At 69.1% G+C, this 21287-nt stretch carries 20 protein-coding genes; 12 read left to right on the top strand and 8 right to left on the bottom strand.

Going from position 1 to position 21287, the window contains the following annotated elements:
* The first annotated feature begins 23 nt into the window (after positions 1–23).
* The 7 genes from VFZ09_RS34280 to VFZ09_RS34250 all read left to right on the top strand — a co-directional run bounded on the left by VFZ09_RS34280 (position 24) and on the right by VFZ09_RS34250 (position 5921).
* On the top strand, positions 24–839 hold the full coding sequence (locus tag VFZ09_RS34280; RefSeq protein ID WP_329731955.1) for an ABC transporter permease: 816 nt from the start codon (positions 24–26) through the stop codon (positions 837–839).
* A 1-nt stretch (position 840) separates the two neighbouring features.
* Positions 841–1644, top strand: a complete 804-nt coding sequence (locus VFZ09_RS34275) for an ABC transporter ATP-binding protein (protein WP_329731954.1) — start codon at positions 841–843, stop codon at positions 1642–1644.
* Positions 1645–1648: 4 nt separating this feature from the next.
* Entirely contained in the window at positions 1649–2419 is a 771-nt protein-coding gene (locus VFZ09_RS34270; protein WP_329731953.1) for an ABC transporter permease, read from the top strand.
* Between the two features lie 3 nt (positions 2420–2422).
* A complete protein-coding gene (locus VFZ09_RS34265) occupies positions 2423–2584 on the top strand; it encodes a hypothetical protein (protein WP_329731952.1) in 162 nt (53 codons plus the stop codon).
* Between the two features lie 3 nt (positions 2585–2587).
* Complete coding sequence (locus VFZ09_RS34260) at positions 2588–3481, top strand: ABC transporter substrate-binding protein (RefSeq protein WP_329731979.1); 894 nt, start codon at positions 2588–2590, stop codon at positions 3479–3481.
* Positions 3482–3614: 133 nt separating this feature from the next.
* Positions 3615–4211 carry a hypothetical protein gene (locus VFZ09_RS34255; RefSeq protein WP_329731951.1) on the top strand — a complete coding sequence of 199 codons (597 nt, stop codon included), beginning with the start codon at positions 3615–3617 and terminating at the stop codon, positions 4209–4211.
* Positions 4212–4271: 60 nt separating this feature from the next.
* On the top strand, positions 4272–5921 hold the full coding sequence (locus VFZ09_RS34250; protein ID WP_329731950.1) for a carboxylesterase/lipase family protein: 1650 nt from the start codon (positions 4272–4274) through the stop codon (positions 5919–5921).
* A gap of 12 nt (positions 5922–5933) precedes the next feature.
* On the opposite strand, the gene VFZ09_RS34245 is transcribed toward VFZ09_RS34250, so the two are convergent.
* Entirely contained in the window at positions 5934–7598 is a 1665-nt protein-coding gene (locus tag VFZ09_RS34245) for an ArnT family glycosyltransferase (protein ID WP_329731949.1), read from the bottom strand.
* Positions 7599–7777: 179 nt separating this feature from the next.
* Between VFZ09_RS34245 and VFZ09_RS34240 the strand changes: the two genes are divergently transcribed.
* Positions 7778–9505: a kelch repeat-containing protein gene (locus VFZ09_RS34240; protein WP_329731948.1), complete on the top strand. Its 1728-nt coding sequence runs from the start codon at positions 7778–7780 to the stop codon at positions 9503–9505.
* Between the two features lie 77 nt (positions 9506–9582).
* Here VFZ09_RS34240 and VFZ09_RS34235 read toward each other — a convergent pair whose 3' ends face one another.
* Positions 9583–10401, bottom strand: coding sequence for an SDR family oxidoreductase (locus tag VFZ09_RS34235; RefSeq protein ID WP_329731947.1), 819 nt, complete (start codon positions 10399–10401; stop codon positions 9583–9585).
* A 57-nt stretch (positions 10402–10458) separates the two neighbouring features.
* On the opposite strand from VFZ09_RS34235, the gene VFZ09_RS34230 reads away from it, so the two are divergent.
* The gene (locus tag VFZ09_RS34230; protein ID WP_329731946.1) at positions 10459–10830 is read left to right on the top strand and encodes a YccF domain-containing protein; all 372 of its coding nucleotides are present in this window, start codon (positions 10459–10461) and stop codon (positions 10828–10830) included.
* Positions 10831–10839: 9 nt separating this feature from the next.
* Here VFZ09_RS34230 and VFZ09_RS34225 read toward each other — a convergent pair whose 3' ends face one another.
* The gene (locus VFZ09_RS34225; protein ID WP_329731945.1) at positions 10840–11466 is read right to left on the bottom strand and encodes a hypothetical protein; all 627 of its coding nucleotides are present in this window, start codon (positions 11464–11466) and stop codon (positions 10840–10842) included.
* Between the two features lie 38 nt (positions 11467–11504).
* Positions 11505–12548, bottom strand: a complete 1044-nt coding sequence (locus tag VFZ09_RS34220; protein WP_329731944.1) for an alpha/beta hydrolase — start codon at positions 12546–12548, stop codon at positions 11505–11507.
* Positions 12549–12914: 366 nt separating this feature from the next.
* Here VFZ09_RS34220 and VFZ09_RS34215 point away from each other — a divergent pair, with 366 nt between their 5' ends.
* The 3 genes from VFZ09_RS34215 (at position 12915) to VFZ09_RS34205 (ending at position 15588) form a co-directional block, all read left to right on the top strand.
* Positions 12915–14018 carry a M35 family metallo-endopeptidase gene (locus VFZ09_RS34215; protein WP_329731943.1) on the top strand — a complete coding sequence of 368 codons (1104 nt, stop codon included), beginning with the start codon at positions 12915–12917 and terminating at the stop codon, positions 14016–14018.
* 20 nt (positions 14019–14038) lie between these two features.
* The gene (locus VFZ09_RS34210) at positions 14039–14506 is read left to right on the top strand and encodes a MaoC family dehydratase (RefSeq protein ID WP_329731942.1); all 468 of its coding nucleotides are present in this window, start codon (positions 14039–14041) and stop codon (positions 14504–14506) included.
* Between the two features lie 125 nt (positions 14507–14631).
* The gene (locus VFZ09_RS34205; protein ID WP_329731941.1) at positions 14632–15588 is read left to right on the top strand and encodes a 2-deoxy-5-keto-D-gluconate 6-phosphate aldolase domain-containing protein; all 957 of its coding nucleotides are present in this window, start codon (positions 14632–14634) and stop codon (positions 15586–15588) included.
* On the opposite strand, the gene VFZ09_RS34200 is transcribed toward VFZ09_RS34205, so the two are convergent.
* The 4 genes from VFZ09_RS34200 to VFZ09_RS34185 form a co-directional block, all read right to left on the bottom strand.
* Positions 15561–16409, bottom strand: coding sequence for a GNAT family N-acetyltransferase (locus VFZ09_RS34200; RefSeq protein WP_329731940.1), 849 nt, complete (start codon positions 16407–16409; stop codon positions 15561–15563). The two genes, VFZ09_RS34205 and VFZ09_RS34200, sit on opposite strands and share 28 nt — an antisense overlap.
* Before the next feature lie 192 nt (positions 16410–16601).
* The gene (locus VFZ09_RS34195) at positions 16602–17720 is read right to left on the bottom strand and encodes a polysaccharide deacetylase family protein (protein ID WP_329731939.1); all 1119 of its coding nucleotides are present in this window, start codon (positions 17718–17720) and stop codon (positions 16602–16604) included.
* An 85-nt stretch (positions 17721–17805) separates the two neighbouring features.
* The gene (locus tag VFZ09_RS34190; protein ID WP_329731938.1) at positions 17806–18990 is read right to left on the bottom strand and encodes an aminotransferase class I/II-fold pyridoxal phosphate-dependent enzyme; all 1185 of its coding nucleotides are present in this window, start codon (positions 18988–18990) and stop codon (positions 17806–17808) included.
* A 100-nt stretch (positions 18991–19090) separates the two neighbouring features.
* Positions 19091–21220, bottom strand: coding sequence for an ATP-binding protein (locus tag VFZ09_RS34185; RefSeq protein WP_329731937.1), 2130 nt, complete (start codon positions 21218–21220; stop codon positions 19091–19093).
* Between the last annotated feature and the right edge of the window lie 67 nt (positions 21221–21287).

The raw sequence follows: 21287 nt of genomic DNA, 5'->3' as shown, positions 1-21287 counted from the left end.
AGCGTTCCCCAGGTCACCCGTCGATGAATCCGCGCGTCTCCCGCTGGGTGCTGCCCGGAGCGGTCATCACCGTCCTGCTGTGTCTGTGGAGCCTCGCGGTGCACCTGGGCAAGGCGCCGTTGATGCCCACGCCCTGGCAGACGCTGGTGGCGATGGGACAGCTCGCGGCGGATGGCCGGCTGGTGCGCTTCACCGTGGCGTCGCTCTTCCGCGTGAGCTGGGGGCTGTTGGCGGCGGTGGTGATCGCCATTCCCTTCGGTGTGTGGCTGGGCTGGTCCCACCGTGCCGAGCGGGCCCTGGGGCCGGCGCTCCAGCTGCTGCGCCCCATCAGCTCGCTGGCGTGGACGCCGCTGGCCATCCTCTGGTGCGGGGTGGGAGACCTGTCGGCGGTGTTCATCATCTTCATGGCGTGCTTCGGGCCGCTGACGGTGACGGCGCTCAACGGCGTGCGCAAGGTGCCGGCCGTGCACCTGCGGGCGGGCCGCAACTTCGGGCTGTCCACGGCCCAGCTGCTGCGCCGCATCGTCCTGCCGTCCGTGCTGCCGCAGCTCTTCACCGGCCTGCGGCAGACGCTGGGCGTGGCGTGGATGGTGGTGGTGATGGCGGAGATGATGGCCGTCAACTCGGGCCTGGGCTTCCTCATCCTCGACGCGAGGAACGCGGGCAACCGCTATGATCTCGTCGTCGCGGGGATGGTGATCATCGGCATGGTGGGGCTCGGGCTGGACCGGATGCTGCGGCGGGTGGAGCGGCTGCCCGGACTGAGCTGGGGCTTCCCCGCCCCTTCCCCTTCGGCCGCGCCCACCGCGCCCGGCATTCGTCCTTCCAGGAGTCACTGAGTTGAAGCCCACCACCGCCCTCTCTCCGCCCCCCGCCGAAGCCTCGGCCGTCCGCGCCACGGCCCTGACGGTCCGCGGCCTCCAGGTGCGCTTCAGCATGCCCACGCGCGAGCTGACGGTGCTGGAGGGCATCGACCTGGACGTCCATGAAGGCGAGTTCGTCTGCCTGCTGGGCCCCTCGGGCTGTGGCAAGTCCACCCTGCTCAACGTGGTGGGCGGCTTCCTGCGGCCCACGGCCGGCGAGGTGCGCTACCGGGGAGAGCTGATCACCGGGCCGGATCCGCGCCGCATCTTCGTCTTCCAGGAGCGCGGCGTGTTCCCCTGGCTGACGGTGGAGGACAACATCGCCTTCGGGCTGTTCCGGCTGTCCGAGGCGGAGCGGCGCGAGCGCGTGGCGCACTACGTGAAGCTGGTGGGGTTGAGCGGCTTCGAGCACGCCTGGCCGCACGAGCTGTCCGGCGGCATGAAGCAGCGCGTGGAGGTGGCGCGGGCGCTCGCGGCCAACCCCGAGGTGATGTACCTGGACGAGCCCTTTGGCGCGCTGGACTCCATCACGCGTCACTCCATGCGCTCGGAGCTGCTGCGGCTGTGGGAGTCGGAGCGCAAGACGGTGCTCTTCGTCACGCACGACATCGAGGAGGCGCTGCAGCTGGCGGACCGGGTGGTGGTGATGTCCGCCCGGCCCGGCCGCGTGGGACGCATCGTGGAGGTGGACGTGCCCCGTCCCCGGGACATCAGCTCGCCGCGCTACCTGGAGCTGCGGGACAGCCTGCTCGAGGAGATCGGTCTGGCGCACCGGATCTGAGCCCATGGTGACCCGACGCCAATTGGAGACATGGTTGTTGCCGGTGGGCACGCTGGTGCTGCTGCTGGTGGGCTGGGTGGTGGCGGTGCGCTGGACGGGCACGCGCGTGTTCCCCACGCCCCAGCAGGTGCTCCAGGGGCTGGTGGGGATGGTGCGCAGCGGCCTGCTGTGGCGGTACGCGGCGGACTCGCTGCTGCGCGTGGGGGTGGGCTTCGGGCTGGCCCTGATCGTGGGGCTGGGCCTGGGCATGGTGATGGGCCTGTACCCGGCGGTGGCGGCGGCGCTCGGCCCGGTGGTGCAGTTCCTGCGGCCCATCAGCCCCCTGGCCTGGGTGCCCATCGCCATCCTCTTCTTCGGCGTGGGAGACGGAGCGGCCGTCTCGCTCATCTTCCTCGCCGCCTGCCTGCCGCTGGCCCTGCACACCACGGGCGCGGTGGCCACGGTGCCCGCCATCTACCTGAACGCGGGCCGCAACTTCGGGCTCTCCCCGCCCCGGCTCTTCTTCCGGGTGCTGCTGCCGGCCGCCATGCCCCAATTGCTGGTGGGCGTGCGCGTCTCGCTGTGGGTGGCCTGGCAGGTGGTGGTGGCCGCGGAGATGATCGCCGTGGACTCGGGGCTGGGTTACATGATCGTGGACGCCCGCAACGCGGGCAAACGGTACGATCTGGTGGTGGCGGGGATGCTGCTCATCGGGAGCATCGGCCTGCTGCTGGACATGGGCATCCGCAGGATGGAGTCGCTGCACTGGGTGCGCTGGGGCTTCCGCGAGGAGTGAGAGATGAAGACGCAGACGAAGCGCGTGGTGATGGCGGTGGCGGCGTGGCTGGTGGTGGTCTCCGGCCTGCACCTGTGGCTGAACCTGGACTGGTCCTCGCTGCGCAACGAGTGGCGGACGGAGAACGAGCGCAAGCTCAACGTCGCCTACATCCCAGTCACCTGACACCTGGCCTGCCCGGTCACCGATTACATCGCCCGCAACTCCCTGGATGACACCCTCTTCATCCCGAAGATGTTCCAGGGGTTCCCGGAGATCAAAGAGGCACTGATCTCCAACCGGATGCAGGCGGGGTTCCTGGTGGCCCCCATGGCCCTGGCCCTGCGGTCGCAGGGCGTACCCATCAAGATCGTGTACCTCGGGCATCGCTACGGCAGCGCCGTGGTGGTGCGCAAGGAGGGACCCGTGCGCTCCGTGATGGGGCTGGCGGGCCACACCATCGCCATTCCGAGCCGCTTCTCGGACGAGCGGCTCATCGTGCTCAAGGCGCTCAAGCAGCATGGGCTGGCGCCCTCCGCGGTGAAGATGGTGGAGATGTCCCCCCCGGATGTCGCGGGCGCCCTGGCGGCGGGAGCCATCGATGGCTTCTCCATGGGAGAGCCCTACCCGTCCCAGGCGGAGCTCGGAGGCTTCGGGCGGGTGCTCTTCCACGCGCGGGAGTACTGGCCGGACTACATGTCCTGCGTGCTGGTGGTGCGCGACGACGTCATCGAGAAGCGTCCGCAGGCGGTGCAGGTGCTGGTGGACGGCATCGCGCGCTCGGGCCTGTGGCTGGACCAGGGCCGCGAGGAGCGCTCGTACGCGGCGGAGTTCGTGGGGCGCTACTACTACAGCCAGCCGCCCGCGCTGCTGCGGCACGCACTGCTCGAGCCGATGGACCGCGTGATGTACACGCCGCTCTCGCCTCGCCGCGAGGACTTCGAGCTGGTGCAGGACCTGATGATGGAGCACGGACTGCTGGAGCGGCGCATGCCCTTCGAGGAGTTCGTGGACATCCGCTTCGCCGAGCAGGCGAAACAGCAGACGGCCTGGAAGTTCGCGCCCTGGCTGCTGGATGACTGACAACTCAACATTGCATCGCCTCGCGAGGGGTCCTTCCGATGTCTGCATGACATTGGGGGCCGGAGGCGGCTATGCCTCGCGAGACCCGCCCTTTAGTCTGCCCCCGCTTTTCCACAGTCCCCGGGGGATGACCATGAAGAAGCTTGCTCTCGCTGTTCTTGTTTGTTTCGTGGCGGCGCCTGCTCTCGCGCAGGGCCAGGGAGGGGATCAGAAGGGTACCCAATTCACGCCGCCGAAGATCAACAACGAGAAGGAGATCCGGCAGTCGCTCGACTCCATGTACAAGAAGCTCGACGACGCCATGATGAAGGGAGACCACACCGCCGAGTACGGGATGATCGACTTCCCCGTCCTCATGGTGACGGACAGCGACCAGGGCGAGGCCACGACGAGCCTGTGGACGCGCGAGCAGTATGATCAGGCCATGTCCGAGGTGATGAAGAACACGCCCCCGGACGCCAACAAGAAGCTGAAGAAGAGCCGCTCGTACGAGATCCTCTCGGACAATCTGGCCATCGTCACCACGAGCCTGACCGATACCGTGAACGGCAAGAAGGCCACCTGGAAGTCCGCCACGCTGATGATCCGCAAGAATGGCCAGTGGATGGCCAAGAGCATGATCGAGGGTGGCTGGGGCAACTCGACGCTGGCCAAGGACTTCCGTCAGCAGGGCAACCAGACCGGCACCGGTGGTGGCGGCATGGGCGAGGACAACAACAAGAAGAAGTAGGCGAAGTTGAACGATGGCCGGGGTCTTTCTGGTATGGCGCGCCGCCAGGAGGAACGACCGATGCCATCTGGAAGCAACTTCGCCGTACGCCGTCCGTTTGCCCGCATCGGCCTGCTCGCGCTCGTCCTGGCGGCAGGCTGTGCCCACAAGCCGATCGTCAACGAGAACAAGGGCCGCGAGCTGAAGAGCGAAGGTCCGGTCCTCGCGGACACCACGAGCGGCCAGGTGCGCGGTGTCCTCTCCGAGGGCACCCGTGTCTTCAAGGGGATTCCGTACGGCGGGCCCACGTCGGGCAGGAACCGCTTCATGCCGCCGGTGAAGCCCGAGCCGTGGAGCGGCGTCCGGGATGCCCTCGAGTACGGCCCGCGCTGCGCCCAGCGCAGTGCCATCGGCACGGCGGTGGATCGCCAGGTCGTGGCGGCGCTCGTCGCGCCCGACACCCGGGCCATGAGCGAGGACTGCCTGGTCCTCAATGTCTGGACGCCCGGTGTGGCGGATGGCGGAAAGCGGCCCGTCATGGTCTGGCTGCATGGCGGTGGCTTCGTGGAAGGCTCCGGGTCGGCCGCCCTCTATGACGGCACCGCGCTCTCCCGGCGCGGGGACGTCGTGGTGGTCTCGCTCAACCACCGGCTCGGAGCGCTGGGCTACCTGTACACGGGCGGCGCCCACACGACCTCGGGCAATGCCGGCATGCTCGACATCGTCGCGGCGCTCGAGTGGGTGCGCGACAACATCGCCTCGTTCGGCGGGGACCCGGGCAACGTCACCCTTTTCGGCGAGTCGGGCGGCGGCATGAAGGTGACGCTCCTGCTCGCCATGCCCGCCGCGAAGGGGCTGTTCCACAAGGCCATCAGCCAGAGCGGTGCCCTGGTGCGCGCGCTGAAGCCGGAGGATGCGGCCACCCATGCCGGCGAGTTGATGGCCGAGCTGAAGCTCCAGCCGGGAGACCTCGAGGCGCTGCGGAACCTCCCCCTGGAGAAGCTGTTCGACGCGCAGATGGCCGTCGTGAAGAAGGAGCGGGGGGTCTTCACCTTCAACCCGCCCTTCACTCCCGTGATGGATGGGCAGGTGCTGCCCGGCAACCCGTTCGATCCCGTGGCCCCCGCGGTCTCGGCCGGAGTGCCGCTGATGATTGGCACCAACCAGGACGAGATGACGCTGTTCCTCCACGGGAAGCTGGGAGCGATGCCCGACGCCGTGGCGCGCATGGGACTGGGCCGGCTGGTGGGCGATGTGAAGGACCAGGTCTTCGATCACTACCGCCGCGCCAGGCCGGACGCCCCGGCGAAGGATCTGATCATCGCCGCCGGCAGTGACATGTTCCGGGCGCTGTCCCTGCTGGCCGCCGAGCGCAAGGTGGCCCAGGCCGGCGCCCCCGTCTACGTGTACCTGTTCACCTGGGAGACGCCGATCCTCGAGGGACAGCTCAAGGCCACCCACGCGCTCGACATTCCCTTCGTGTTCGACAACGCGGACCTGGTTCCCTCCTTCACCGGCAAGGACCCCGAGCGCTTCAAGCTGTCCGAGCAGATGAGCGCGGCGTGGATCGCCTTCGCGCGCAACGGCGACCCGAACCACCCCGGCATTCCCACGTGGCCGGCCTACGACACCGAGCAGCGCCCCACCCTGCTCTTCAACCTCACGTCCCGGGTCGAGAATGATCCGGGCCGCGAGGATCGCCTGCTCTGGCGGGACCTCCTCACGAAGTAGGCGCGGCGGGCCTCAACGGCCCACGCGGAACTCACGGGGCCTGGAGTCGTAGGCATCCAACAGGGGCTCATACCGGATTCCAAACACCACGGTATGGGCCCCTTCCTCCAGCGCTGGCAGCTGGAGCAAGGTCTTGAATTCACGTTGGCCGCCCGGCGGGATGACGGTGTCTTCCGCGAAGACATCCAGCGTCCCCCGATGGACCTCCTGGCCAGCCTTCCGGATGACGTAGAACAGCGCGGGCGCCCGTGGAAACCCGTCTCGCGCGAAGCGGAGCGCCGTGTTCCTCGGATTGGAGACCGTGACGCTCAGGGCCACGGTGTCTCCACTCCTCACGGTAGGAGGGAACGCGGCCTCCACCGGGATGTCGTAATAGGACGAGAACGCGGGCGCGATGAAGTAATGGACTGTCTTGTCCATGCGCGTCCGCAGCTCCGTGCTCCCGGCGAAGGGGCGGTCCTGGACGAGGACCACCTCGCGTCCCTGCAGGCCATCCTCGTAATTCCACAGCTCGTACTGGGATTGGCGCCGCTCGCCGCTCTGCAGGGCCACGCCCGTGTGCCCCGAGTAGAACGAATACAGAGACGACTCCCGGAAGTTGTCACCGAACAGCACGGGCCTGTCTCCGGCCACCTTCTCGATGTCTTCCGCCCACAGCTTCCGGCCATGGTAGTAGTCCACGTTGAGGTGGTTCACCGGGAAGATGCGGAACATCAAATACAGACGGAGCACCACGACGGCGAACGCCAGTGGCAGCACCAGGAATCGAAAGAGCCGCTTGTGCTTCTCCTCCTCGTAGAACCGCGAGGCGAGCAGCAGCAGCGGGAAGAGCGCGATGGACGTCCAGTGGAAGTGGACGAACGCCTTCAGGGCCGTGAAGAGGAAGAAGCCGAAGGTGCCTACGCAGAGGAACCGCAAGGCCCTCTCGAACCGGTCCTGAGCCCTGACGGCGAACGGAATGAAGAGGAGCCCGGGCCCGATCGCCGGGAGCTGCTGGCTGACGTACTCGAGCAGATAGCGGGTGGTGAAAGCGGTGGTGCGGCCCTTCAGGTGGAACTGGAACGTCGGAAACTGGTGCGCGTACTGCCAGCCCAGGTGCGGCAGGAACAACACCAGGCCCAGCACCATGGACAGCCAGAAGCGCGGTGAGCGCAGGAGCCGGAGGTTGGAGAGCACCGTGAACCCAACCACCAGGACGCCGTGGTACTTCGAGTACAGCATCAAGGCGGTGGAGCACCCCAGCAACAGCACCGCGGCCAGGTCCTCCTTCTCCAGGAACCGCTTGTAGCCCAGGAGGAACAGCACCAGGAAGAAGAGGAGCGGTCCGTCCGGGAAGATGATGAACGCCAGGTAGTTCAGCAGCGGCAGGGACAGCACCATCAGCGCGATGAGCGTGTCCCGCCCCGGATGCTCCCGAGGCACCAGCCTGAACAGCAGCAGCACGCTCAGGGCGTTCAGCATCACATTCACCAGGCGTACGCCCAACTCGTTCGGAAAGAGTGCGTAGCCGAGCCGCACCATCAGCGCGATGAAGGGGGGATGGTCGTAATAGCCCCACTCCAACGACCGCGAGTAGAACCAGTAGTACGCCTCATCACTGGTCAGCTCCGTGAACGCGGCCTGCACGAGATTCAGCACCAGCCAGAAGAGGAAGAAGTGCAGGGGCCTGATTTTCATCGGGGGTTCGTGCCGGGGTGAGACCGGAGCATCGCGGGTGATACCCCTCCACCGTCTACGCGGCAAGCATTCCGGGCGGGTTCGCATGTCAGGCCCGCGCGGTATGCACGTCAATGCAGTGCCGTATGGATGTCCAACGCGGTCCACTCCCGGACCGCGGAGGGGGAAAAACAATGCGAATGAATCTTCTGGGTGCGGCTCTGATCGGCGGCCTTCTGGGCTCGGCGTCCGCGCGGGCCGAGACGACGCTCTTCTCCGACGACTTCTCCACCAACCCGATCACCAACGGAAAGTGGACCGTGGTGCAGAGCGACGTGCCGAACACGTTCCACGACGCCACCAGCCAGTCCTTCTACATGACGCGGGTGGGCGGCTACACGGGCGGCGGCATCTACATGATGGCCAATACCCCGCTCAAGACGCGCAAGTGGGAGGCCTCGTTCCGCTACCGCATCGGCGGCCGGTACCAGGGCGGCGCCGACGGGCTCGCCTTCATGTTCTACAAGAAGGGCGGCTACCGGCCCGCGGGCGGCGGGTTCCTCGGCTTCAACCCCGCCTACGTGAACCAGCCGGGCTACGGCGTCATCGTCGACAACTACTACAACTCGGGCTGGGATCCCTCGGACAGCTACATCGGGCTGATCAAGGACAACACCCACACGTTCTCGGCCAAGCTCGCCTACAAGAATGACTCGCGCACCGAGGACGCCGTGTGGCACTCCATGCGGGTGCGCTTCATCGACGGCGAGGTGACCGTGCACCTCGACGGCGGGCTGCTCTTCACGCACAAGATGGCCGCGCCGGACTACTCGTACGACGGCGTCGGGTTCTCGGCCGGCATCGGCGCCGACCAGAACTACCACCAGATCGACGACTTCGTCCTGACGGACCTCGAGGTCCCCGTGTGGAGCACCACCGGCAGGATGAACCTGGAGCACGGGCTCCACGCGGCCACGCGGCTGCCCGGAGGCAAGGTGCTCGTCGTGGGTGGCTTCACCAGCGCGGCCGAGGTGTATGACCCGGCCACCGGCACGTGGAGCTTCACGGGTCCGGCGTCCACGTCGCGCCTGCGGCCCACGGCCACCGCGCTGAAGGACGGCCGCGTGCTCCTCACCGGCGGCGAGAACGACTCGCGCTCGCTGGAGACGGCCGAGCTGTACGACCCGGCCACCGGCACGTGGAGCCCCACGGCCTCGCTGAGCACCGGCCGCAAGGATCACACCGCCACGCTGCTGAGCGATGGGCGGGTGCTCGTCACCGGCGGCTCCAGCGGGAGCTCCGGCACCCTGTCCTCGGCCGAGCTGTATGACCCGGCCACCGGGACGTGGACGCCCGTGGGCTTCATGAACCAGGCGCGCAGCCAGCACAAGGCCGTGTCCCTGTCCGGGGGCAAGGTGCTCGTCACGGGCGGCCTGGATGCCAGTGGACTGCCGCTGGCCTCGTCCGAGGTGTATGACCCGGCCACCGGCGCGTGGACGCTCACCGGCAGCCTGGCCACGGCCCGCCGGTACCACTCCGCCACGGCCCTGAAGAATGGTCAGGTGCTCGTCGCGGGGGGTTACGACGCGAACGCCTCCACGCTCGCCTCGGCCGAGCTGTACAACCCGGCCACCGGCACGTGGAGCTCCACCGCGCAGCTGGGCAAGAGCCGCCGCTACCACACCGCCACCCTGCTGAACGACGGCAAGGTGCTGCTCGCCGGTGGGTACAGCGACTGGTACGGCATCCTCGCCTCGGCCGAGCTGTATGACCCGGCCACCGGGACCTTCGCCGACACGGCGAACCTGGGGCTGGTGCGCTACGATCACACGTCCACCCTGCTGGAGGACGGCCGTGTGCTGACGGTGGGTGGCTTCAGCACGGGCGATCAGGCCTCGGCGGAGCTGTTCGGCATCGTCCGCAAGTAACAGCGCCGCTGGCGGGTCCGAGGGCCCGGTGCTCCGTCCTTCCGACGGGTGCATCGGGCCCTCGGCCGTTGCGGGCTTCAGCCCACCTTCGAGGGGGTGATGCCCAGCGTGTCCGCGTAGCTGTGGATTCCGCGGATGTGATTGCCACCATCCACGGCGATGGTCTCGCCGGTGACCCAGGACGAGAGATCGCCGCACAGGAACGACACCACCTTCGCCACGTCATCCGGCTCGCCGCACACCTTGCCGAGCGGCGTCCGGGCGAGGAACTCCCGCTTCATGGCCTCCGTCATGAGACCGGCGCCCTCGGAGAGGGGCGTGCGGATGACGCCCGGCGCGACGATGTTGACGCGGATGCCGTAGCGCCCCAGCTCCGAGGCCGCCACCTTGGTGAGGTTCGCGAGCCCCGCCTTGGAGGCGCAGTAGTGGCCGAGCCCATCCGTCACGTCCGTCTGGTTCAGCGAGGAGATGTTGACGAAGGACCCGGGCTGCTTCGCGTCCACGAGCGCCCGCCCCAGGGCCTTCATGAAGAGGAAGGGCCCCTTCAGGTTGATGTCCAGGACGAGATCGAAGTCCTGCTCCGGCATGTCGATGATCGGGGCGAGCGTGGCCGTCCCCGCGTTGTTCACCAGGATGCCCGGCAGGCCGAACTCCCGCGTGGCGGTCTCGATGGCCCGGGACACGTCCTCGGCCCGGACCACGTCTCCCGCGAAGGCCACGGCCCGCGCGCGCCCCTCCATGGCCCGGTTGAGCTCCTGGGCGGCGGCCTCCACCTTCTCCCGGGTCCGCCCGAAGAGGAGCACGTTGGCTCCGTCCCGCATGAGACGCGCGGCGATCCCCAGCCCGATTCCCTGCCCCGCTCCCGTCACGATGGCACTGCTCGATACCAGCTTCATCCCGGCTCCTTGTGTTCTCAGGAGGCTCGGACGCTACACCCGCGATAAGGTCCCGCCATGCAATTGCTCCTGAATCTCCTGTGGATCGTCTTGGGCGGGTGGATCATCTGGCTCGAGTACGTGATCGGCGGACTGCTGCTGTGCCTCACCGTCGTGGGCATCCCCTTTGGCATGCAGTGCTTCAAGGTGGCCGGGCTGGGCCTGCTGCCGTTCGGCAAGGACATCGTCGACGCGCCGGGCGCCAGCCCCATCGGCTTCCTCCTGAACATCATCTGGATCCTCGTCGCGGGGATCTGGATCTTCTTGAGCCACATCGCGCTCGCGCTGGGGCTCGCCGTGACGATCATCGGCATCCCCTTCGCCATCCAGCACGTGAAGCTCGCGATGCTCGCGCTCGCGCCCTTCGGGAAGATCGTGCGCGAGCGGTGAGCGGCGGCGTCAGAAGGCCACGCCGAAGGCCAGGCGGGGCGTGGGGATGATCTGCACCCGCAGCGCCCCATCCCCTTCCGCCTCGAGGTCCGGCGTCGAGCGGTACTGGGCCGAGAAGCCCGCCGCGAGCGTGAAGCGGTTGAACAGCACCAGCGTCCAGCCCACCGTCCCGCCCAGCCCCAGCCCATAGCCCGTGCGCCGCACGCGGTTCTGCGAGCGGAGCTGATAGACCGCGCTGAACTCGGGCCCGAAGTAGATGCCGCTCGGCGCGTTGCCGAGCACGAAGAGCCGGATGCCCAGCGTCCCCGCCAGCGACAGCGTCCAGGCCTCCGGCGTGCGCCCATAGGCGAACTCCGGCGCCACGTAGATGGACAGCGGCTTGCCAAAGGCCCGCTCGTACTCGACTCCCAGCTGCGAGTTCTTCAGCGCCAGCGGGTTGATGGTGAAGGTGTTCCGGGCGCCCAGCTCCTCCTCGGGAGGCGGCTTCGGCTTGCCCAGCTTCGAGAACCAGTCCTGCACCTTGGTGATGACGTCGTCCTCCGCCAGGGCCTTCCCGGGGAAGAGGACACACAACGAGAGCAGGAGGAGCAGCGCGGCGCGGGACATGGTGGGCTCGGGATGAGGGGGGGCCGCCATCTTCGAGCACCCATGGGGGACGTCTCAAGCACGGAGCTTCAGGGGCCCGCCTCCCGCTCCCGCTCGAGGAGCCACGCGGCGATGGCCTTCTCACACGCCTCGTGGCGATCCAGGAAGGCGAAGTGGCCACTGTCCAGTTCCACATAGGTGGCCAGCCGCCCCGCGCGCCGGGCGGCTTCACGCATCAGCCTCGCGGGCATCATCGAGTCGTGCGTCCCCTCCACGAGGAGCACGGGGACGCTCGGCGGAGGCACCTTCGTCGAGGCCCCGGAGATCAACAGGAGCCCCCGAAGCTCCAGCCCGGGATGCGCGGCCCGGCCCACGAGCACGCTCGCGCCCACGCCCCCGTTGGACAGCCCCCCGAGGTACACCCGCTTGACGCCACGCCGCGCGAGCCAGGCGAAGGTGCGCTCCAGGGTCTCCTCTCCCCTGCCCGACCACCAGTCTCCCATCGGGCCCACCGAGGGACACACGGTGAGCGCCGAGATGGCCTGGACCGCTCGCGCCATCTGCCAGCAGTACACGGCGAAGTTGCCCGCGTAGCCGTGCAGGAACACCACGGCCGTCCCGGGAGCGGCGTGGCGCCCGGCGGGGATGACGACGGCATCGAAGGACCCGGGCGACTGGAGCCCCAGCCACGTCGCGACCGCGGGCGTGGCGCTCAGGCCCTCGGCAGCCCTCAGCCGGGAGAAGGCCGACTCGAGCGCCGGGACGAAGTCGCGTGCATCCGCACGGGGCAGCCGGCCCGACAGCAGGAGCGCATGCGCCGCGAGCAGCGTTCCATCCCGCTCATCCACGAGCCGGTTCACCAGCCTCCATCCCTCGTCCGGCAGACGCACGGTGTGCAGGCCTAGCCCATCCGCGAGCACGAGCCGCGCGCCCGCGACGAGCACCAGCAGGCCGAGCCCCGCCCGGCTCAGGCCGCGCCACCGCCGCCAGCGTTTCGTGAGGAGCCCGGCCGAGAGGACAGAGCCCCCCACGACATAGGCCCAGCCCGACGGCGTCGCTCCCACGGAGAAGGCCGCCACGAGCAGCAGGGCGGCGACAGGGGCGCTCACGAGGCCCAGGAGGAAGACGAACATGGTGCCAGTGTGAAGCCCGGCCCGGCTCCCGCGGGCCCCGCCCCGCCGAACGGCTCCAGGAAGACGGCCGCCGGTCGCGCCGCGCTCCCGAGTGGCCCCGCCTGTACCAGATGACCCCATCCCGCGCTCCCCCTGTCCGAGAATGGGACAACCCCCGGGCTCCCACGAACCCCCCGGGGTTGCTGGGAAATCGTCACGCTCTCGTAACGGCTCTTTACGTTCCAGCGCCTCGGAGGGTGGAGCCCCGATGCACCATCGCATCTCCGGGGCCACGCCAACCTCGCGTTCTCACACAAGGAGAAGTGCTGGCCCGAGCCTTGCTCATCCGACGAACCGCCTCATCCCCCAGCAAAGGAAGCAAGCCCTATGAGCAAGAACCTTCGTGGCAATTTCAAGTGGATGGCTGTCGTGGGTGCGTCCCTTCTCGGCGCCTGCGGCGTGCCGGGGGACGAGACCGCGGCCAACGGTGAGGGGCTCGCCCAGGGCGCGCAGGAGCTCGCCGCCCGGGACGTGTCGGTGCGGCTGTCCTCGGAGAAGGCCACCTTCGGCGCCGGCGAGACGGCCCGGGTGACCCTCACCCTCACCAACGACTCGCGCCACGCGGTGAAGCTGCTCAAGTGGTACACGCCCGCCGAGGGCCTCGAGGAGCCGCTCCTCCAGGTGAAGCTCAACGGCGAGGACGTGGCCTTCACCGGCCCGCACTACAAGCGCCCCGCCGCCTCCGAGAAGGACTTCCTCACCCTGGCCCCCGGCGAGAGCCTGAGCCGCACGGTGGACCTCGGCGAGGTGTATGATCTGTCGCGCACCGGCAGCTACAGCCTGAGCTTCGAGGTGGCCACCGCGAAGCTCCACGGCAACAGCGCCAAGGCCGGCCTGCTCAAGTCCAACGACGTGACCGTGTGGATCGAGGGCCGCGCCGCCGCCAGGCCCGCCGGTGAAACCCCCACGTCGCTCGGCGCCATCTCGTTCAGCGGCCGCTGCTCGTCCACCCAGATGACCACCATCATGGACGCGCTCAACGCGGCCAGCGCCATGGCCAATGACTCGTCGTCCTACCTCAACGGCACGCCCTCGGGCACGCCGCGCTACACCACCTGGTTCGGCGCCTTCTCGAGCAGCGGCTGGACCACCGCGAAGACCCACTTCGCCGCCATCAAGGACGCCTTCGACACCAAGCCGATCACCGTCGATTGCGGCTGCAAGAAGAGCTACTACGCCTACGTCTACCCGAACCAGCCGTACACCATCTACGTGTGCAACGCCTTCTGGTCCGCGCCGATGACGGGCACCGACTCCAAGGGCGGCACGCTCATCCACGAGATGAGCCACTTCACGGTGGTGGCCGGCACGGATGACTACGTCTACGGGCAGAGCGGCGCCAAGAGCCTGGCGATCTCCAACCCCACCAACGCGCTCGGCAACGCGGACAACCACGAGTACTTCGCCGAGAACACGCCCTTCCTGCAGTAGTCCCGTGGTATGGGCGCCGCATGCCCAACCCCACGATCATCGACGGCCTGGATGGACTCCGGGCCCTCGCAGGACAGAAGCTCGGGGCCTCCGACTGGAAGCAGCTGGCGTACGAGGACATCGTGCGCTTCGCGGAGGCCACCGGGGATTTCCAGTGGATCCATGTGGACCGGGAGCGGTGCGCGCGGGAGTCGCCCTTCCGCGTGCCCATCGCCCATGGGTACTTCAGCGTCTCGCGCATCGCCGGGCTGTTCTTCGAGATCGTCGACATCCGGGGCTTCGCCCTGGTGCTCAACTACGGCCTCAACAAGGTCCGCTTCCCCGCGCCCCTCAAGGCCGGGGCCCGCTACCGGCTGAGCCTCGAGCTCGAGGAGCTCAAGGACATTCCCAAGGGTGTCGAGGCCCTGATGCTCGCCAGCATCGAGATCGAAGGGGAGTCCAAGCCGGCGTGCGCCGCGGAGGTGCTCTACCGGTTCATGACCGCGTGAGCGGCGGTGGCCTGCTCGCGGACCACGCAGGCCACCCGCCCTCGCGTACCGGACTGGCCCCGGGCTGACAGCTCGCGGGGCCCGGCCTCACCTTGGTGGAAAGCCCTCCGCCAACGCAGGCCCCCATGTCCACGCTCTTTCCACCGCCCCTCTCCCGTCTGTATCTGCTCGCCTTCGATCACCGGAATGCCTTCGAGCACTCGCTCCTCGGCTTGTCTGGCCCCCCCACGGCCGACGAGGCGGAGGCCATCCGCCGGATGAAGATGCTCATCTACACCGGCTTCCGGCTGGCGCTCCGTCAGGGGGCGCGGCGCGACGGCAGTGGCATCCTGGTGGACGAGCAGTACGGGACCCACGTGGCCGCCCATGCGCTCGAGGACGGGTCCCTGCTGGCCATGCCCGTGGAGAAGAACGGGCAGCACGAGTTCGACTTCGAATATGGCCAGGACTTCGGCGCGCACGTGGAGACCTTCGATCCGGCCTTCACCAAGGTGATGGTGCGCTACAACCCCGAGGGAGACGCCGGGCTGAATGCCCGCCAACGGGAGCGGCTCGCCCACCTCACCGACTGGTTGCAACAGCGCGGGCGCCGCTTCCTCTTCGAGCTGCGGGTGCCCCCCACCAACGCCCAGCTCGAGGCCGTTGGAGGAGACCTGGAGCGCTATGACACCGAGCTGCGGCCCTTGCTCCTGGTGCGAGCGATGGAGGAGCTGCAAGCCGGCGGCGTGGAGCCAGACGTGTGGAAGATCGAGGGCCTGGAGCGGCCGTCGGACTGCGAGAACGTGGCCCGGCAGGCCCGGGCGGGAGGCCGGGAGCACGTGTCGTGCATCGTGCTCGACCACCGCACGGGTTGGAAACGGATGGAGCGTTGGCTGCATGCGGCCGGCGCCACTCCGGGCTTCATCGGCTTCTCGATCGGCCAGACGATCTGGTGGAACCCCCTCCGGGCCTTCCAGGAGGGGCAGCTCACCGCGGCCGAGGCGGCCCAGCGGATCTCCGAGAACTACCAGCGTGCGCTCATCACCTGGGACAAGGCGGCGCTCCGCTCCCCGCTTCAGCGGATGGAGGCCTCGCCGGCCTGAAGGCCATGAGCCATTTCCAGCTGGGTGAGCGGCTGCCGCCGCAGGCCGTTGGCGGCGAAGAAGGCGGCGCCCAGCTGCTCGGGAAGGGCGACCTGGGTCTTCCACCGGCGGCCCGGCAGCCGGGCCGCGAGCGCCCGCAGGAGGCGGCTCCCCTCCCCCCGCCGGCGCTGCTCCCCGGCCACCACCAGACAGCGCAGCACCACGTCCTGGGGCCCGGCCTCGAGAATCACCGCCACCGCCGCGCCGAGGCGGAAGGCCCGCGCGGGCGCCGTCAGTCCGGCCAGGGTCTCCGGCGCGAGCTGCCAGGGAAGCCCGGGCTCGCCATCCCGGAGCACCGCCGCCAGCGCGGTGGACAGGGGAATCTCCTCCAGGGGCGCGGCGTGCTCCGGAAGCGTCCCTTCCCACCCCACCAGCCGGCGGCGGACCTGGAAGCCCGAGCGCTCGTAGAGGGCCAACGCGGGGGTGTTGCTCTCGATGACCTCCAGCAGCATCGAGCGATCTCCCCGGCCCCGCGCCTCGTCGAGCAGCCTGTACACCAGCGCACGGCCCACCCCGGTGCGCCTCAGCTCCGGAACGATCGCCATGGCGGCCACCCGGCTCGTGTCCCCCCGGCGGGCCACGAGCGCCAGCGCCTCCACGCGGCCCTCCCGCACCACCACCAGACTGTCCGTGAGGTGCACGTGCTCGGTGCGCACCCGCTGCTCGAAGGCCCGGACATCCCCGGAGATGGGCACCACGTACCGGGCGAAGCAGGCCGCGAAGCCCTCGGCGAGTTTGTCGAACGGAAGGGAGGGAGCGGAGGAGATCTCGGGAGCGGACATGCCCGCCATCATAACGATCTCCAGTCCGCTGTTCGGCGTGGAGGCGTTGGATGTCAGCGTGTTCCTGGTGGCGCTGCGCCACGACCAATCCTCCGGGACGAGCGGTGCCTCCCTGGCCGCTCCACGGGCGGAAGCGCGCGAGCCCCGGTCACACCCGGGTGGAAAATGGGCGGTGGAAGAGAACCGCGAGACCTACTCCGAGCGGCAGTCCACCCAGCTCACGCCCGAGCCGCGCGTCTCGTTCCAGATGCGAGGGAGGGCGCTGGCGGCCTTGGGGTGGATATCGTGGAAGAGGATGATGCCGTGCCGCCACAGCAGCATGAGCGACAGCACGCGCCCGGCGGCCTTCGTGCCCGAGTTGCTCGCGTGCCAGTCCTGCGAGTCGATGTTCCACAGCATGTTCTTCATTCCGCCGCGCTCCAGCGCCTGGAGGATGTCCGGGTTGCGCTGGCCGTACGGCGGGCGGAACAGCGTCAGCTTCGTCTGGCCCTCGGGCAGGGTCTCCGCGAGCTTGGAATGGAAGGACTCCATGCCCGCCACCGCGCCGGCCCACGAGGCGTGGGAGCGGTGCTCCTGGCCGTGCGAGCCGACGCACATGCCCGCGTAGAGCGCACGGAGCTGCTCCACGGACGTCGCCTTGCGGCGGGCCTCGTAGTTGTTGCCGAGCAGGAAGAAGGCGGCGTGGATGCCCTGGGCGCGCAGCTGCCCGGCGAGCGCGTCCGTGCCGCCGCCCTTGGGCGTGGGACCGTCATCGAAGGTGAGCAGGAAGCTCCGGTCCGGCATCTCCAGGCCGAAGCGCTCGGAGGGCGACAGGGGGAGGATCTCACTCGTCACCTTGGGGAAGAGCCCCGCCAGGCGGACCAGCTCGGCGACGTAGCCCTGGTGGAAGGGCTTCTGCTCGGCGTACCAGGGCGCCAGCTCCGCCGGCAGCTTCGCGAGCCCCGCCCGCGCCGTGGTGACCATCGCGTCCCAGTCCTTGGGCACCGCGCCCTCGCAGAAGAGCGCCCCGGCGGCACACGTCTCGCGGGCCTTGGCGAAGTTGCCCACCACCACCTGGCGCATCCGCTCCTTCCACTTCGCCAGGGACGCGGCATCACCCGTGGCGTCGTTGCGAACGTCGGCGTCCGCCATGGCCTCGGTGAACACGGCGAGCTCCGCGCGGGATGCCACGTCGAAGGCCTGGGGACTCGTCATGGGCCAGGGCCATTGGGAGCGCTCGGTGAGCGACACCTTCAGGCCCGCCGCCTGGGCGGTGGGCACGAGCAGGACGGAGCAGAGCAGCGCGGTCAGGTAGCGGAACGGGCGGTACATGAAATCCTCTCTCAGGTGGCTGAGGTGGAGAGCACGCTACGTGCCAGCCCCCGGGCAGAGGAAGCCCCCCCGGCCGCGAAACCCGCTACGCCGCGCGCCTGTCCAGGATGCCCGAGCGGGCGATGCGCTCGACGGCCTCGGCCAGCCGCGCCTCGCTCTGCACGAAGGCGATGCGCACGTAGCCCTCGCCCATGGCGCCGAAGCCACTGCCGGGCACCACGGTGACGCCGACCTGCTCCAGCAGCGCCATGGCGAAGGCGAGGCTGGACTCGAAGCCCGGCGGCACGGGCGCCCAGCAGAACATGGTGGCCTTCGGCTTGGGGACGGCCCAGCCCAGCCGGTTGAGCCCGTCCACCAGCACATCCCGGCGGCGCTGGTAGGTGGCGGCCATGTCGGCCACGCACTGCTGCGGCCCGGTGAGCGCGGCGATCGCGGCGGCCTGGATGGGCCGGAAGAGTCCGCAGTCCAGGTGTGTCTTCACCTCGGCCAGCTGCCCGAGGAGCCGCGCGTTGCCCACGGCGTAGGCGATGCGCGCCCCGGCCAGGTTGAACGTCTTGGAGAGCGAGTTGAACTCCAGGCCCACCTCCATCGCGCCCGGCGTCTCCAGGAAGCCGGGGGGCCGGTACCCATCGAAGGACAGCTCGCTGTAGGCCGCGTCATGCAGGATGACCGTGCCATAGCGGCGCGCGAAGGCGACCACCTGCTCGAAGAAGCCGGGCCGGACCACGGCGGCCAGCGGGTTGCTCGGGTAGTTGAGGATCAGGAGCCTGGCCCGCCGCTTGATGCCCTCGGGCAGCGCCTCCAGATCCGGGAGGTAGCCGTGCTCGGCCTTCAGGGGCACGGGATGGAGCTCCGCGCCCGCCAGCACGGGGCCCGCGGTGTAGATGGGGTAGCCGGGATCCGGCACCAGCACGAGATCACCCGGATCCGTGACGGCCTGGGTGATGTGGGCCAGGCCCTCCTGCGAGCCGGTGAGCCCCAGCACTTCCGAGTCCGGACGGAGCGTCACACCGAAGCGCCGCTGGTACCACCCGGCCACGGCCTCGCGGAAGACGGGCAGATCCCTCATCGGGTAGCCGTAGTTGCTCGGATCGCGGATGCCCTGGGCCAGGGCCTCGGTGATGTGCGGAGCGGGAGGCAGGTCCGGGCTGCCGATGGACAGGTTGATGACATCGGCACCGGTGGCAAGCTTGCGCTTGCGCGCCTCGTCCACGGCGGTGAAGACAGCGGCGGCGAGCTTCTGGAGGCGCTGGGGCTTGCTCATGGACATGGGGCGATCGTCCACTCTATCACGCCTTGGTGCGCGGGAGGGGTACCCCGCTCGACACTCAGGCGCGCGGCAGCGCCACCCCGGCGAGGCCCGGGGACAATCAGACGAGCACGGGCAGCAGCAGGGTGAAGGTGGTGCCACGGCCGAGCTCGCTCTTCACCCGCATCTCCCCGCCCATCTTCTGGATGATGGACTGGCTGATGGACAGGCCGAGCCCCGTGCCGGAGCCGGCGGGCTTGGTGGTGAAGAACGGCTCGAAGATACGGGACAGTATCTCGGGAGGAATCCCGTGGCCCGTGTCCGAGATGTCGATGCGCACCCACTCCCCTTCCAACGCGGTGCGCACCCGGAGCACGTTGCGCTCCGTGCCTCCGGACCGCATGGCGTGGGCCGCGTTGACGATCAGGTTGAGGAACACCTGGCTGAGCCGTCCCTCGCTGGCGGACACGGGAGGCAACCGCTCCGCGTAGTCCCGCTCCAACCGGGCCGTGTGCTTCAGCTCGTTGTTGGCCATGCGCAGCACCACATCCAGGCACGAGTGGATGTCCACCGGCGCCAGCTCCTCGCCCGCCGTATGCGAGAAGAACCGCATGTCGCGCACGATGTCCCGGATGCGCTGACCCCCGACCAGGCACTCGGCCAGCACCTCCTTCACCTCGGCGAGCGTCTCCGCCAGGCGTGACGGCAGCTCCGGGAGCGCCGCCAGCTCCCGCTCCAGCTCGTCCCGCCACTCCTGGAGATAGCTGAGGTTGGAGAGCACATAGGACGTGGGGTTGTTGATCTCATGCGCGATGCCCGCCGCCAGGGCCCCCATGGAGGCGAGCCGGTCGTTCTGGATGTTCTGCTGCTCCAGCCGCCGCTTCTCGGTGAGATCATCCCCGACGATGAGCAGGCGCCGCGCCGTGCCCGACACCTGGAGCGACGCGGCGATCCCCAGCGCCATGCGCCCCCCGTTCGCCGCGCGCAGCCCCTGCTCCTCCAGCCGCACCGTGCCGCGCACACGCAGGTCCTTCAGCATGCGCCGCAGGGGCTCGCGCTCGTCCTCGGGCGCGAGCGTCTCGAACGAGGTGCCGAGCAACTGCTCGCGGGAGATGCCCAGCAGCCGCTCCGCCACCGGGTTGACCTCCAGCACACTCCCGGCCGCGTCGAGCACGAAGACCACCTCGCGGGAGTGCTCCATCAGATGCAGGGTGCGCTCGTGGGCCTCGCGGACCTGCTCCTCCAGGTGGGCGGCGTGCCGCTCGATGATCTCCTTCGTCTCCTGCAGCGTGGCCTCCTGGCGCCGGCGCTCGCTGATGTCCACGTAGATGCCGACCAGCCCCTTCACCGTCCCCTCCGAGTCCTTCAGCGGCACCTTGCTCGTCAGGACCCAGGACGCCTCTCCCCCGGGATGCTGGAGGGCCTCCTCGAAGGCGATCCGGGCGACACCGGACTCCATCACCTCGCGATCATCCCGGCGGTAGGCGCCGGCATGCAGACTCGACGCGGGCAGCTCGAGGTCCGTCCTTCCGATCACCTCCAGCGGAGAGGACACCCCCACGTCGCGGGCGAACTGCTGGTTGCAGCCCAGGAAGACGCTGTGGCGATCCTTCCAGAACACCGAGTGCGGAATGTGCGCGAGGATGCTGCTGAGCAGCTCCTGTTGATCCATCAGCTGGCGCTCGATGCGCTGGCGCTCGCGCATCTCCGCCTGGAGGAACGCGTTGAGGGAGCGCATGCGCTCCTGGGCCTGCTCCAGCTCGGTGTTGCGCTCCTGGAGCTGGCGCACCTGGGTGCGCGCGCGCAGCAGCAGCTCGAGCTGGCGCTTGAGCCCGTTCAGGCAGCGGCGCTGGGCCTCGCTCCACGCGCGGGGACGCCGGTCCAGGACGCAGAGCATCCCGATGGAAGCACCGTCCTCCGTCTGCAGGGGAACCCCCGCGAAGAAGCGGAGGAACGGCTCGCCCTGGACGAGCGGATGGGTGGAGAAGCGCTCGTCGGCGATGACGTCCTCGACGACGAAGGCGCCCTCGCGCTGGAGGGCCTGGGTGCAGAAGGCGGTGACCCGCTCCGTCTCGCTCGGCCCATGCAGCCCCACGCTGGCCCTGAACCGCTGCCGGTCCCGGTCCACCAGGTTGAGCAGCGCGATGGGCGCGCCGCACGAGGCCGCGGCGAGCCGCACCAGGTCGTCGTAATCGGGTTCGGACGGCGTATCCATCGGACTGGAGGGGTCGAGCGCCTGCAGGCGCCGCACTTCGTCTCTCTTCAAGGCAGAAGCGGGGGTGTTCATGGACGTGGCTCGAACCCTCTCGACGCAGGAC

The sequence above is a fragment of the Archangium sp. genome (assembly GCF_036277355.1).
Classification (GTDB): domain Bacteria; phylum Myxococcota; class Myxococcia; order Myxococcales; family Myxococcaceae; genus Archangium.
Note: the sequence above shows the minus strand (reverse complement) of the source record. Positions and strands in the feature narration are given on the sequence as shown.